The organism is Olsenella sp. An293, assembly GCF_002159495.1.
Classification (GTDB): domain Bacteria; phylum Actinomycetota; class Coriobacteriia; order Coriobacteriales; family Atopobiaceae; genus Thermophilibacter.
Window position 1 is genome coordinate 22,206 of sequence record NZ_NFIT01000013.1, and the last position, 13,518, is coordinate 35,723.

Genomic DNA, 13,518 nt, shown 5'->3' on the forward strand with positions numbered 1-13,518 from the left:
CTAGTCCAGCAGGCCCTCCCAGGTGAGCAGCGTCTCGTTTCTCAGGAAGCGCCGGAAGGGGCTGAGGTCGCCCTCCAGGTGGAAGAGGTCGAGCGCGGCGTGGTAGGTCGCGTGGTCCTGCGCGCGGATCACGATGGGCGGCATGCCCATGGCGAGCAGCACCCCGTTCATGAGCAGCCGCGCGGTGCGGCCGTTGCCGTCCGCGAAGGGGTGGATCTCGAAGAGGCGGGCGTGGAGGTATGCCGCGATCGTGAGCGAGCGCTTGCCCTTCTCGAGCTCCGTGTTGACGTCGTCGGCCAGGATGCCCACCGCGCGCGGCACCTCGACGGAGGGAAGCCCGACCTGAGCGGGGCCGCCCACGTAGTTTTCGAGCTTGAAGGTGCCGGGGCGCTCGCCGGCGAGCAGGAGCCTCTCGCCGTAGGCCCCCATGGTGACGAGCTCCTGGGCCTGCTGGATGAGCTCCTCGGAGAGGCAGGGGTCCTCGACGAGCTTGACGCGGGCGAGGTCCCAGGACAGCTTGAGGTTGCGGGTCTCCACGAGCACGTCCAGCTCTCCGGAGTAGCCGCTCACCTGGTCCATCTCGACGATGTCCCTCACGACCGAGAACTCGAGGCTCTCGTTCTCGATCTTCTCGGAGTTATAGACGTAGTCAACGACGAACTCGCGCAGAAGCGCCTCGCGCCGCTCCTCCGGAAGTGCCACCCAGGTGGCGACGAGCGCGTCGTAGCGCTCCTTCAGAACGTTGGCCATGAGCCACCTCCCGTCTCGGTTGCCTGACAACATCGTAGCCACCGCGCCGGTGCCGGGCGAGCTCGGCTCCGCCATCGGCACGCCCTGTTCGGCGGAGGGGCAATGACTCATTGGCCCCTTCTATCGTCATTGACATTCTCGCCATCGTCGAAGAGCCCGCGAAAGATGATCTCCCGATCGCGCTCGTCCGTCGAGCCGGACTCAAGGACTCCGTGGTCGATGGCGTCGAGCATGACCTGCTCCTTCTCGCCAAGACGCTCATAGATGTTGCGATCGAGCGACCAGCCCTCGCCCTCGCCTCCCGGGAAGACGCTCTGCATGAAGTGATACTGGGTGTATTGGTCATCGGGCAGGCCCAAACGGCTGATTCTGTCCTTTGACTGGAGCAGGTGGACCAAGTTATAGCTGTACTCAAAGTAAACCGCATCGTGACATGACATGTGAAGCGAGACCGACTCGGCAAGCGTGTGCGGATTGGTCACGAGAACCTCGAGGGTTCCGACCCTGAAGTCCCGGAGAATGCGTGTGCGCTCCTCCATGGGAGCGTCGATGAGTTCGAGAAGGAGCTGGCCATCATCGTATGAGACCCTTGCCCGCATGCCGGCTACCCCTCCGCTCGCCTGATGGCACGGTCAATCTGATCGAACCGTGCACCGAGCCTCATGAGCGCCGCCCTGACGTCGCGGATCTCCTCCGCCCCAAGCTCTCCAAAGATTCCCTCTTCGACCTGGTCGAGATCCTTGAGCGCCTTTTTGATGGCCTCGGCAGGAGAGCCGATGGCGCGCTGCCTCTTCGCCTCCCTCGTGGCGGAATCCATCGTCTGTTGCAGCTGCCGAGCCAACTCCTCGTCTGCCCTGATCTCGCGGATTGCGTCCTCGACGTTTCCCTCGTGGGTCGCCAGGCGCTCGCAGACCTCTGCGGTCAGGTCTCTCTCGCGATCGATGAAGTCCTCCGCGCTGTCACTCTCGAGCACGAGCTTCATCGGTCGGACAAAGCGCACTCGATCCCCTTGCTGCTGCATGAGGATATTGGTGAAGAGGATGTTCTTGACCTGTTCCTCTTGCTCCTCGCTCGAGCACTTCTTGAGAATGGCCGGCATTTCCTTGAACGAGCTGCTCCTCAGCGAGGCTTCCCCACGCCGCCCACTCGGACATGACGTTGCGCATAAAGCATCATCTCCCCATCACGTCAGGGTCATGATCTCAATGAGGGGACTATACCCAAGCTGGTCGGGTGAGAATTCGATAAGGCAGCAACGTAGGGTCTATACTGTCGGGTCGGCAAGACCGACAGAAGGGATTCCCATGAACGTCACCAACGACGAGATCGCCGCGCTTCTTGGCGCGCTCTCGAACGCGAAGGCGCCCTCCGGCTTCGAGGAGGAGACGCTCGCCGTGGCGCGCGAGTTCTGCGCGGGCTGGGCGAGCCTCGAGGAGAACACGCTGCGCGACGGGCTCATCACGCCCAACAACTTCACCGGCGAGAAGCCCGTGCTCATGCTCGACGCCCACGGAGACGAGGTCGGCGGCATGGTCAAGGCCGTCCTCTCAAACGGCACCATGAGCTTCGTCGAGCTCGGGCGCTTCTCTCCGGGCACGCTCGCAGGCCAGGGCGTGTGGGTGCGCGCCACGGACGGCTCCTGGGTGCGCGGCGTCATTGGCGTCAAGCCGCCCCACTTCTGGACCGAGGCGGAGCGGGCCGCGGGCAAGGCCGGCATGATCCTCGACGTGGGGGCCCGCTCGCGCGAGGAGGCGCTCGAGCGCTTCCGCATGGGGATGGGAGAGCCCTTCGTTCCGGACACCACCTTCTCCTATGACGTCGAGACCGGCGTGGCCTTTGGCAAGGCGTTCGACTGCCGCGCTGGCGTGTGCGCGATGCTTCTCGCCCTGCGCGAGCTCGCTGGCCGCGACGACCTCCCGGTGGACGTCGTCGCGTCAGTCTCCTCCCAGGAGGAGGTCGGCGAGCGCGGCGTGGCGGCTGCGGTGAGGCACTTCTCGCCCGCGGCGGCCTATCTCTTCGAGGGCTGCCCGGCCGACGACACCTTCACGCCAGCCGACGAGGTGGGAGCGGCGCTGGGCAGCGGGCCGATGTTTCGCTACTACGACTGCTGCATGATCACGCACCCCCGCTACCAGCGCTTCGTCCTGGGCGCGGCGGCCGAGGAGGGCCTGCCCGCGCAGACCTCCGTGCGCGAGGGCGGCGGAACCAACGGCGGCGTCATCCACCAGCTCGACGTCCCGAGCGTGGTCGCCGGCATCCCCTGCCGCTACATCCACGCGGGGACCTCGGTCTGCCGCCTCGAGGACGTGCGCGCCGCGGCGCAGATCGCCGTGGCAGTGGCCGAGCGGATGACCGGCGAGGTGCTGGCGAGCCTCTAGGGGAGGTTCTTCTCGACAAGGCGTCCGGACCCCGCACGTGCCCAGAGCAGGTGCGGGGTCCGGACGTTTTTCCTCCCCAAACCGTCCGGAATCCGCACCTTCAAGAACCACATGCGGCTACCGGACGTTTTTCGATCTCAGACCGTCCTAAACCCGCACGTACGAGAAGGACGTGCGGAATCCGGACACCCCACAACGAGAAACCGTCCTAAACCCGCACGCCCCCAAGAGGACAGGCGTTCCGGACGGTTCCAAGGTACCGAGAAGAACCTCGGCCCACGCCCCTACACCAGGTACTCGGCGATCTGGACGGCGTTGGTCGCCGCGCCCTTGCGGATCTGGTCGCCGCAGCACCAGAACGTGAGCGAGCTCACGCCGTCGGGGGCCGAGAGGTCACGCCTCAGGCGGCCCACCCACACGAGGTCCTGGTCGGAGGTCTCGAGCGGCATGGGGTAGCGGCTCGCGGCGGGGTCGTCGACGACCTTCACGCCCGGGGCGGCCTCGAGCAGGGCGCGCGCCTCCTCGACCGAGAGCGGGCGCTCGAACTCGGCGGTGATGGACTCGGAGTGGGAGCGGACCACCGGCACGCGCACGCACGTGCAGTTCACGCGCAGCTCGGGCAGGTGCATGATCTTGCGCCCCTCGTTTTGCATCTTCATCTCCTCGGAGGTGTAGCCCACCTCATTGAAGCCGCCGATCTGCGGGATGAGGTTCTCGGCGAGCTGGTACTGGAAGGGCTTGCTCTCCCCCACCTCCTCGCCGGCGGCGACGCAGCGGATCTCGCGCTCGAGCTCGAGCAGGCCCGGCAGGCCCGCGCCCGAGGCGGCCTGGTAGGTGGAGACGACGAGGCGCGTAAGGCCCGCGGCCTGGTGAAGCGGCCACACCGGCACGAGGCCGATGATCGTGGCGCAGTTGGGGTTGGCGATGATGCCGTTGTGCGCAGCGATGTCGCCGGCGTTGACCTCGGGCACCACGAGCGGCACGTCGGGCTCGAGGCGGAAGGCATGGGAGTTGTCCACGCACACGGCGCCTCGGCGGACGGCCTCGGGCAGAAGGGCGCGGGCCGTGGCGTCGTCGGCAGCGCCGAGGACGATGTCGACGCCCTCGAAGGCGTCCGGCTCGGCAAGACGCACGGGGACCTCCTCGCCGCGGAAGGTCACGGTGCGGCCGGCCGCCACGGAGCGCTCGCTCGCGAGCGGCACGAGGCTCGAGACGGGGAAGTCGCGCTCCTCGAGGCACTGGAGCATCTGCTGGCCGACGACGCCGGTGGCGCCGAGGATGGCAACGTTCTTCTCGCTCATTGGCGTTTCCTCTCTGTCTCCGCCCTGGGGCGGCCTGTTAATTGGGGACTGTCCCCAATTAACAGAATCAGCTGGCGGTGACCATCTCGTCGCGGACGAAGCGGTCGTAGATCACCTGGATGGCGCGCTCGAAGTCGTCGTTGTTGACGCCCATGATGATCGAGATCTCCTGAGAGCTCTGGGTGATCATGCGGATGTTGACGCCCGCGTCGCCGAGCGCCCCGAAGATCTTCCCGGAGGTGCCCGAGCGCTTGGACATGTTGCGGCCGACGACGGAGATCAGCGCGAGCTTGTCCACCATCGTGATGTCGTCGGGCTCGAGCTCGCGGCGGATGTCGGTCACGATCGAGTAGATGGAGTCGCGCACGTCGGCTCCGTTGACCACCACGGAGAACGAGTCGACGCCCGTGGGGATGTGCTCCACCGAGATGCCGTAGCGCTCGAAGACGGAGAGCGCCCGCCGCACGAAGCCGACCTCGCCCGACATGTGAGCCTTCTTCACGTGCACGGAGATGAAGTCGCGCTTGCCGGCGATGCCGGTGATGAGGTGCTCGTCCTCGCCGATGCGCGCCTTCTCGCGGATGATCGTGCCCTCGTCCTGGGGACGGTTGGTGTTCTTGATCTGGATGGGGATGTTGACCTCGCGCACCGGGAAGATGGCCTCCTCCTGGAGGACCGACGCCCCCATGTAGGAGAGCTCGCGCATCTCGTCGAAGGTGATGCGGCGGATCGAGCGCGGGTGCTCGACGATGCGCGGGTCGGCGGAGAGGAAGCCGGACACGTCGGTCCAGTTCTCATAGAGGCCGGCGTCGATGCAGCGGGCGAGGATGGCGCCCGTGATGTCGCCGCCGCCGCGCTGGAAGAGCTTGATCTGGCCGTCGACGGTCGCGCCGTAGAAGCCGGGGAGCACGAAGGAGCCCTGGCGCACCATCACGTCCTTGAGGCGAGACGCGGTGCGCTCCATGTCGACCTCGCCGTTGTGGTGGAAGACAATGACGTCGGCGGCGTCCACGAAGGGCATGCCGAGATACTCGGCCATGAGGTGGGCGGTGAACCACTCGCCGCGCGCGACGACGTACTCGGGCGAGTGCTTCTTGATGTTCTTGGCGAAGAGCTCGAACTTCTCGTGGACGGGCCACTTGAGCCCGAGCTCCTCGGCGATGTCGAGGAAGCGCTGCTCGATGTCGGCGAGAAGCGACGTGCAGTCGACGTGATACTGTACGTGCGCGTTCACGAGCAGCAGAAGGTCGGTGATCTTGTTGTCGGCCGAGAAGCGCTTGCCCGCCGCGGACACCACGACGAAGCGGCGGTCGGGGTCGGCCTCGACGATGGCCTTGACCTTGCGGAACTGCTCCGCCGAGGCGACCGAGGAGCCGCCGAACTTTGCGATCTTGATCATGCGAGAAATCCTTCCTGAGGGCAAGCTGTCAAGGTTGACAAGGTAACCTGACGTCATTGTCAAGGTTGACAATGTAACCTGACGTCATTGTCAAGGTTGACAATGTAACCTGACGTCATTGTCAACTAAGGGCCGCCATGAACGTGGTGGGGTCGGACTCGAGCGCCTGGTCGAGAAGGGCGCGCGCCGCCTCGGCGGTGAGCCCGCGCACGAGCACGGCGCCCTCGGCGTAGGACTCGCCGCCGACCTGCGCCGCGGTGCGGTAGACGTAGTCGGCGCGCAGGAGCGACGGCTCGTAGGCCAGGCCGCGGGAGAAGTCGTAGACGGGCCGGCGGGCGCCCGTGGCGCAGTCGAGCACGTCCTGGACGATCGCGTTGCCGGTGGGGAGGCTGCCCGCCCCCTGGCCGTAGAACTTGAGCTCGCCCACCGTCGTGGCGTCGAGCGTCACGAGGTTGAAGTTCGAGGGGACGTTGGCCTCGAGCGAGTCGGTCGCCACGGCGACCGGCTCAACGGCGGCCGCGTAGCCGCCGTCGCGAGACACCCCGCGGCCGAGGAGCTTGACCGTGCGGCCGTGAGCGGCGAACAGCTCGAGGTCGGAGAGGCGCAGGTTGCGGATGCCCGTCGCGGGGAGGTTCTTCTCGCACGCGACGTCAAAGGCCACGGAGGCCGTGATGATGGTCTTGTTGAGGACGTCGATGCCGTCGACGTCGGCCGAGGGGTCGCGCTCGGCGTAGCCGAGCTCCTGGGCGCGCGCGAGCACCTCGTCGAAGTCGGCGCCGTCACGGCGCATGGCGTCGACGATGTAGTTGGTCGTGCCGTTCATGATGCCCATGAACGACGTGACCTCGTCGACGCGGCGCGCCTTCTCGATGCCGGCGATCCAGGGGATGCCGCCGCCCACGGAGGCCTCGATGTAAAGCCCCGCGCCCGCGACCTGCGCGGCGGCAGCGAACTCGGAGAGGTGCGCGGCGACGACGGCCTTGTTGGAGGTGACCACGTGCTTGCCCGCCGCGAGCGCCGCCATGAGATAGGTGTGCGCGGGCTCGACGCCGCCCATGCACTCGACGACGAGCTCGACGTCGGGGTCGGAGACGATGTCCTCGAAGCTCGAGGTCATGCGGGGGTCGCTCAGGCGGTCGGGCAGCTCGAGGATGCGGGAGACCTCGACCTGAGGCACGCGCGAGGAGATGATCTCGTCCACGCCGCGGCCGACCGTGCCGTAGCCGAGAAGGGCGATCTTCATGTGCGTCCAATCTTTCGAGTCTGTGTCAGGCAACCGCGGACGGGCGGCATGCGGCTATCATACTTGCATCGAGGGGGACAAGAGCCCCTGGGCCCGACGCAAGGAGCAACCGTGACCACGTTCTACCACAGCACGCGCTCGGCTGATGATTCCGTAACAAGCAAGCAAGCAATTCTCACCGGCATCGCACCGGACGGCGGCCTCTACGTGAGCGACGGGCTCGGCGAGAAGACCCTGGACCTCGCGGGCGTGTGCGAGCAGGGCTTCCACGACACCGCGCGCCTCGTGCTCGGCACGCTCCTTCCCGACTACGCGGCCGACGAGCTCGCCGGCTGCGTCGACGCGGCCTACGGCGCGCAGTGGGACTGCGAGGCGGTCTGCCCGCTCACCCCGCTCGGCACCGACTGGCTGCTCGAGCTCTACCACGGCCCCACCTGCGCCTTCAAGGACGTCGCGCTGCAGATGTTGCCCCGCCTCATGAGCGTGGCGCGCGCGGGCGACGGGCGCAAGATCATGATCGTCACCGCCACCTCCGGCGACACCGGCAAGGCGGCCCTCGACGGCTTCGCGGGCGTGGAGGGCACCGGCGTCACCGTCTTCTACCCCGACGGCAAGGTCTCCGACATCCAGCGCCTGCAGATGGTGACCCAGCTCGGGGGCAACGTGGCCGTGTGCGCGGTGCGCGGCACCTTCGACGACTGCCAGGGCGAGGTCAAGCGCATCTTCGCCGACCGCGCGCTCGCCGGCCGGCTCGCCGAGCGCGACGTGGTCCTCTCGAGCGCCAACTCCATCAACGTGGGCCGCCTCGCCCCGCAGGTCACCTACTACTTTGACTCCTACGCCCAGCTCGTGCGCCGGGGCGCCGTCGCGATGGGCGACGAGGTGACCTTCTGCGTCCCCACCGGCAACTTCGGCGACGTGCTCGCCGGCTACTACGCCAAGCGGCTGGGGCTGCCCGTGCGGCGCCTCGTCGTGGCGTCCAACGCCAACGACGTCCTCACGGACTTCCTCACCACCGGCACCTACGACCGCCGGCGTGACTTCCACAAGACGATCTCGCCCTCGATGGACATCCTCGTGTCCTCCAACCTCGAGCGCCTGCTCTACTTTGCCTCCGACGGAGACTGCGAGCTCGTGGCGTCGCTCATGGGCGAGCTCGCCGAGAAGGGCGCATACACCGTTCCCGCGGCCGTGATGGACGAGATCCGCTCGACCTTCTCGTGCGGCCGCGCCGACGACGAGGACACGCGCGAGACCATCCGCGACACCTGGCGCGAGCTCGACGTCCTCATCGACCCGCACACCGCCGTGGCAAAGCACGTGCTCGACTCCGTCCCCGCCGACGGCACCGAGCGCGTGTGCCTCTCTACCGCGAGCCCCTACAAGTTCTCCTCCGACGTCCTCGCCGCGCTCGGCGAGGTGACCGACGGCATGAACGGCTTCGCCTGCATGGACGCCCTCGAGCGACTGACGGGCACGACCGCCCCGACGCAGCTCTCGGGCCTGCGCGCCGGGGAGGTGCTCCACGACGACGTCTGTGACCGCGAGCGCATGGGCGCCTTTGTTGAGTCCGCCTGTGCGAGGGTGTTCCTGTGATCGGAGCGGACGGCCGCGAGCGGCCCATGGTCATCGTCCGCGTCCCGGCGACGAGTGCCAACGTCGGCGTGGGCTTCGACTGCCTGGGCATCGCGCTCGACCTCACGGCGACGTTTCTCATGACGCCCTCCGACCGTCTCGAGATCGAAGGCTGCGAGCAGCGCTTTCGCGGCGAGGACAACCTCGTCTGGCAGAGCTACCTCGACGCCTGCGAGCGCCTGGGCACGCAGGCGCGGCCGCTCCACATCACGATCCTCTCGCCCATCCCGCTCTCGGGCGGCCTCGGCTCGAGCTCGGCCTGCGTCATCGCCGGCATCGGGGCCGCCATGGCGCTCTCGCCCGAGGGTTTCGACCGCGCCCGGGCGCTCGAGCTCGCCGTGGCCATCGAGGGGCACCCCGACAACGTGGCGCCCGCCCTTCTCGGCGGTCTTGTGAGCTCGTTTGTGGACGAGCGGGGGCAGACCACCTCGACGCGCATGGACGTCGCGGGCAACCTGCGCTTCGTCGCCGTGGCGCCCCCTTACGAGGTGCGCACCGCCGAGGCGCGTCGGGTCCTGCCGACCGAGGTGACGCGCGAGACGGCCGTGTGGCAGATGGGCCGCTGCGTGGCCGTGGTCCGGGCGCTTGAGCTCGGCGACGCGGCGCTGCTCGCAGCCGCCTGCCACGACCGGCTCCACGAGCCCTACCGAGCCAAGCTCATCCCCGACTACGAGCCGCTGCGCGAGGCGGCCCTCGCCGCGGGAGCCTGCGCGTACATGATCTCGGGCTCCGGCTCCACGATGCTTGCCGTCGCCGACGTCGACGAGACGGCCGCGCGGGTCGCCGACGCCCTGCGCGCCGAGCGACCCGACTTCTGGCTGCAGACCCTTCCGGCCAACACCCTGGGCACCACCGTCGAGGTGCACTAGCGAGGTCCTTCTCGCCCAACCCGTTGTTTTCCGCACCCAATCAATCGACGTGCGGATTCCGGACGATTTCAGCTGCCAGACCGTCCGGTTCTCGCATCCATTCAACCAACGTGTGGATTCCGGACGGTTTGTGCTCGTAAAGCGTCCGATAGCCGCACATTAACCGGGACAAGAGAGGCGGCGGGCCCGGGAGGGTGGCCCGCCGCCTGAGACGAGGGCGACGGCGAGCCGCCGCCCAGGTACACGATGTTTGACGCCCGCGGCTCCCCTACCCGCCGAGATAGGCCTTGCGGACGTCGTCGTCGACGAGAAGCTCGGCGCCCGTGCCGGTCTTCTTGATCGTTCCGATCTCGAGGACGTAGGCGCGGTCCGCAACGGAGAGCGCCATGTTGGCGTTCTGCTCCACGAGAAGAATCGTGGTGCCCGCGGCGTTGAGCTGCTTGACGATGTCGAAGATCTCCTGGACCAGGATCGGCGCGAGGCCCATGGAGGGCTCGTCGAGCATGAGCAGGCGCGGCTTGCTCATGAGGGCGCGGCCCATCGCGAGCATCTGCTGCTCGCCGCCGGAGAGGGTGCCCGCAACCTGGTTGCGACGCTCCTTGAGGCGCGGGAAGTGCGCGTAGACCTTCTCGAGCGTTTCGCGGTTCTCGGCGTCGGAGCGGGTGTAGCCGCCCATCTCGAGATTCTCGGCGACGCTCATCTGCGTGAACACGCGCCTGCCCTCGGGGCACAGCGCAAGCCCGCGCTGGACGACCTTGTGGGCGTGCAGCCCGACGATCGACTGGCCCTCGAGCTCGATCGAGCCGCTCTCGGGCTTGATCAGCCCCGCGACGGTGTTGAGCGTCGTGGACTTGCCGGCGCCGTTGGCGCCGATGAGCGTGACGATCTCGCCCTCGTTGATGTCAAACGAGATGCCGCGGACCGCCTTGATGGCACCGTAGGAGACGTGCAGGTCGCGCACGGAGAGAAGCGCCATGTTACTTCACCTCCTGCTTGCCGAGATACGCCTCGATGACGCGCGAGTCGTTCTGGATCTGCTCGGGCGTGCCCTTGGCGATGATCTTGCCGTAGTCCAGCACGCCCACGACCTCACAGACGCCCATGACGAGCGACATGTCGTGCTCGATGAGCAGGATGGCGATCTTGAGCTCGTCGCGGATCTTCTGGATGTTCTCCATGAGCTCCTCGGTCTCGGCCGGGTTCATGCCGGCCGCGGGCTCGTCGAGCAGCAGCACCTTGGGCCCCGTCGCGAGGGCGCGCAGGATCTCGAGGCGCCTCTGGGCGCCATACGGGAGGTTGCCGGCGAGCGTGTCCGCGTACTTGCGCATGTCGAAGATGTCGAGCAGCTCGAGCGCCCGATCGCGGAACTCGGCCTCCTGCTTCCAATGGCCCGGCAGGCGCAGCATGTCGGTGATCAGGTGCGTCCTCATGGTGTTGCCAAAGCCCACGAGCACGTTCTCCTCGACCGTCATCTTGGAGAAGAGGCGGATGTTCTGGAACGTGCGCGCGATGCCCATGCGGTTGACCTCGGCGACGGACTTGCCGGCCGTGTCGTAGCCGTCGATGAGCACGGTGCCGCGCGTCGGCTTGTAGACGTTTGTCAGCAGGTTGAAGATCGTGGTCTTGCCGGCGCCGTTGGGGCCGATCAGGCCGGAGATCTCCGTGCGACCCATGGCGATGTTGAAGTCGTCCACGGCGGTGAGGCCGCCGAAGTCGATGCCCAGGTGCTCGGCCTGCAGCACCGGGATGGTGCCGAGGTCGCGCTCGGGGATGAGGTTGGGGGTCTCGACCTGGACGAGGACCGGGCGGCGCTTCTTCGCGCCCCTCTCGTTCTTCTCGCTAGGCATCGGCGCTCACCTCCTTAGCGGCAGGCTCGTCCTTCTCGGCGCGACGCGCCCACGGGAAGTCGCGGTTCATGACGCGCTCGATGATGCGAGAGAGCGAGAAGTCATAGGAGCCGAGAAGACCCTGGGGACGGAAGATCATCACGAGGATGAGGACGATGGCGTAGGCGATCATGCGGTACTCGGAGAAGGCGCGCAGCGCCTCGGGCAGGATCGTGAGCACGGTGGCGGAGAGCGCTGAGCCGAGCATCGATCCCATGCCGCCGAGAACCACCATGACGAGGATCTCGATGGACTTCATGAAGCCGAAGACGGCGGGCTGCAGGACGCCGACGCACCCGGCATAGAGGCCGCCCGCGACGCCGGCGAAAAACGCCGACACGACGAAGGCGAGCGTCTTGTAATAGGTGGTGTTGACGCCCGAGGCCTCGGCCGCGATCTCGTTGTCGCGGATGGCCAGGATGGCGCGGCCGTGGCGGGACTTCATCATCGTGTGCGTGAGGAAGCACACCACCGCGACGCAGCCAAAGACGAGCAGGAAGCTCGAGTAGCCGGGGATGCCCGTGAGGCCCGCGGCGCCGCCCGTGAGGTCAAAGCCCACGACGTCGTCGATGTTGAGCATGACCACGCGGATGATCTCGGCGAAGGCGAGCGTGATGATGGCGAGGTAGTCGCCCTTGAGGCGAAGCGCCGGGATGCCGATGACGATGCCGGCGACGGCGGCGCAGACGCCACCGACCACCAGGCCGCCGAGTACGAGGACGAGCGCCATCGGCGTGCCGGTCACGAAGTCGCGGGCGCCGACGCCGAGGGCCTCGCTCATGCGGATGATGAAGATCGAGCAGCCGTAGGCGCCCATCGACATGAAGCCCGCGTGGCCGAGCGGCAGCTGGCCCAGGTAGCCCGTGGCGATGTTGAGCGAGACGGCGAGGATGATGTAGATGCCCACCTGCTCGAGCACCGTGGACTGATAGCGGTTGATGGCCCCGCCGTCGATCATGAGCTCGCCCAAGACGAGAAGGACGAGAACGACCACGGCGTTGATGGCGTAGCGGACCGGCATCGGAAGCGTCTTGCGCGCCGCGCCCTCGCGGCGCGGGCCGCCCCCGGCGGAGATGATGGGGCGCTTCTCGGTCATGACCTCTTCTTCCATGATTGCACCCCCTAGACCTTCTCGTTCATCGTGCGGCCGAAGATGCCGGTCGGGCGCACGACGAGGACGATGATGAGCAGGAGGAAGACCACGGCGTCCTTCCACACGGAGAGGCCGATGGCGGTAACGAAGACCTCGGCAAAGCCCACGAGCAGGCCGCCCACCACGGCGCCGGGAATCGACCCGATGCCGCCGAGGACCGCGGCCACGAAGGCCTTGGTGCCGAGCATCATGCCCATGGTCGGGTTGGCCTGGGTGTAGGCCATCGCGTAGAGCACCGCACCGATGCCGGCGAGCGCGGAGCCCACGGCAAAGGTGAACGAGATCGTGGTGTTGACGTTGATGCCCATGAGGCGCGCGGCGCCCATGTCCTCGGACACGGCGCGCATGGCCTTGCCGAGCTTGGTCTTCTGGACCACCACGGTGAGCGCCACGGTTGCCACGACCGTCACCAGGACGGTAAGGATGGACGGGAACGAGAGGCTGAGCCCGCCGAGCTGCACGGTGGTGAGCTCGGTGTAGGCCGGGACCACCTTGGCGTCGGCGCCAAAGACGAGCTGCGCGCCGTTCTCGAGGAAGTACGAGACGCCGATGGCCGTGATGAGGATAGAGAGCCTCGGGGCGTTTCTGAGCGGCGCGTACGCCACCTTGTCGATGAGCACGCCCATGAGCGTGCACGCCGCGACCGAAAGGATGATCGCGAGCACGGGGGGAAGCCCCAGCTGGGCCATGACCAGCCACGACACGTACGCGCCCACCATGATGATGTCGCCGTGGGCGAAGTTGAGCAGCAAGATGATGCCGTACACCATCGTGTAGCCCAGGGCCACGAGCGCGTAGATGCTGCCGAGCTGCAGGCCGTTGAGCACCTGCGTGAAGAACAAGGGAGAACTCCTCTCAGGGACAGCGCGCACGGAGCGCGCCTAGCAAAAGCGGGGCATCGGGC

General features: G+C 67.2%; 13 protein-coding genes. 3 read left to right on the forward strand and 10 right to left on the reverse strand.

Features of this window, described 5'->3' with window-relative positions:
- From B5F85_RS08685 to B5F85_RS10695, 3 genes are all read right to left on the reverse strand, one after another.
- The gene (locus tag B5F85_RS08685; RefSeq protein ID WP_158094590.1) at window positions 1-750 is read right to left on the reverse strand and encodes a Fic family protein; all 750 of its coding nucleotides are present in this window, start codon (window positions 748-750) and stop codon (window positions 1-3) included.
- A 107-nt stretch (window positions 751-857) separates the two neighbouring features.
- Window positions 858-1,349, reverse strand: coding sequence for a hypothetical protein (locus B5F85_RS08690; protein ID WP_087316392.1), 492 nt, complete (start codon window positions 1,347-1,349; stop codon window positions 858-860).
- A 5-nt stretch (window positions 1,350-1,354) separates the two neighbouring features.
- Entirely contained in the window at window positions 1,355-1,849 is a 495-nt protein-coding gene (locus B5F85_RS10695) for a hypothetical protein (RefSeq protein ID WP_158094591.1), read from the reverse strand.
- A 205-nt stretch (window positions 1,850-2,054) separates the two neighbouring features.
- On the opposite strand from B5F85_RS10695, the gene B5F85_RS10700 reads away from it, so the two are divergent.
- Window positions 2,055-3,128: a M20/M25/M40 family metallo-hydrolase gene (locus tag B5F85_RS10700; RefSeq protein WP_158094592.1), complete on the forward strand. Its 1,074-nt coding sequence runs from the start codon at window positions 2,055-2,057 to the stop codon at window positions 3,126-3,128.
- Between the two features lie 284 nt (window positions 3,129-3,412).
- Here B5F85_RS10700 and B5F85_RS08700 read toward each other — a convergent pair whose 3' ends face one another.
- The 3 genes from B5F85_RS08700 to B5F85_RS08710 all read right to left on the reverse strand — a co-directional run bounded on the left by B5F85_RS08700 (window position 3,413) and on the right by B5F85_RS08710 (window position 7,071).
- The gene (locus B5F85_RS08700; RefSeq protein WP_087316396.1) at window positions 3,413-4,429 is read right to left on the reverse strand and encodes an aspartate-semialdehyde dehydrogenase; all 1,017 of its coding nucleotides are present in this window, start codon (window positions 4,427-4,429) and stop codon (window positions 3,413-3,415) included.
- 67 nt (window positions 4,430-4,496) lie between these two features.
- Window positions 4,497-5,828 (reverse strand): aspartate kinase, encoded by a 1,332-nt coding sequence (locus tag B5F85_RS08705; protein ID WP_087316398.1) that lies wholly within the window; start codon window positions 5,826-5,828, stop codon window positions 4,497-4,499.
- A 121-nt stretch (window positions 5,829-5,949) separates the two neighbouring features.
- The gene (locus B5F85_RS08710) at window positions 5,950-7,071 is read right to left on the reverse strand and encodes a homoserine dehydrogenase (RefSeq protein ID WP_087316399.1); all 1,122 of its coding nucleotides are present in this window, start codon (window positions 7,069-7,071) and stop codon (window positions 5,950-5,952) included.
- Between the two features lie 111 nt (window positions 7,072-7,182).
- Here B5F85_RS08710 and thrC point away from each other — a divergent pair, with 111 nt between their 5' ends.
- Together thrC and thrB are read left to right on the forward strand one after the other, a co-directional pair.
- Window positions 7,183-8,667: a threonine synthase gene (gene thrC / locus B5F85_RS08715; protein WP_087316401.1), complete on the forward strand. Its 1,485-nt coding sequence runs from the start codon at window positions 7,183-7,185 to the stop codon at window positions 8,665-8,667.
- Window positions 8,664-9,575, forward strand: a complete 912-nt coding sequence (gene thrB / locus B5F85_RS08720) for a homoserine kinase (RefSeq protein ID WP_239386816.1) — start codon at window positions 8,664-8,666, stop codon at window positions 9,573-9,575. Before thrC ends, thrB begins: the two co-directional genes overlap by 4 nt.
- A gap of 268 nt (window positions 9,576-9,843) precedes the next feature.
- Here thrB and B5F85_RS08725 read toward each other — a convergent pair whose 3' ends face one another.
- Genes B5F85_RS08725 through B5F85_RS08740 form a run of 4 tightly spaced genes read right to left on the reverse strand, consistent with a single transcriptional unit; the run spans window position 9,844 to window position 13,456 of the window.
- Entirely contained in the window at window positions 9,844-10,551 is a 708-nt protein-coding gene (locus B5F85_RS08725; protein ID WP_087316403.1) for an ABC transporter ATP-binding protein, read from the reverse strand.
- 1 nt (window position 10,552) lies between these two features.
- Window positions 10,553-11,422, reverse strand: a complete 870-nt coding sequence (locus B5F85_RS08730; protein ID WP_087316406.1) for an ABC transporter ATP-binding protein — start codon at window positions 11,420-11,422, stop codon at window positions 10,553-10,555.
- The gene (locus B5F85_RS08735; protein ID WP_087316408.1) at window positions 11,415-12,572 is read right to left on the reverse strand and encodes a branched-chain amino acid ABC transporter permease; all 1,158 of its coding nucleotides are present in this window, start codon (window positions 12,570-12,572) and stop codon (window positions 11,415-11,417) included. Before B5F85_RS08735 ends, B5F85_RS08730 begins: the two co-directional genes overlap by 8 nt.
- An 11-nt stretch (window positions 12,573-12,583) precedes the next feature.
- Window positions 12,584-13,456 (reverse strand): branched-chain amino acid ABC transporter permease, encoded by an 873-nt coding sequence (locus B5F85_RS08740; RefSeq protein ID WP_087316410.1) that lies wholly within the window; start codon window positions 13,454-13,456, stop codon window positions 12,584-12,586.
- Window positions 13,457-13,518 lie beyond the last annotated feature (62 nt).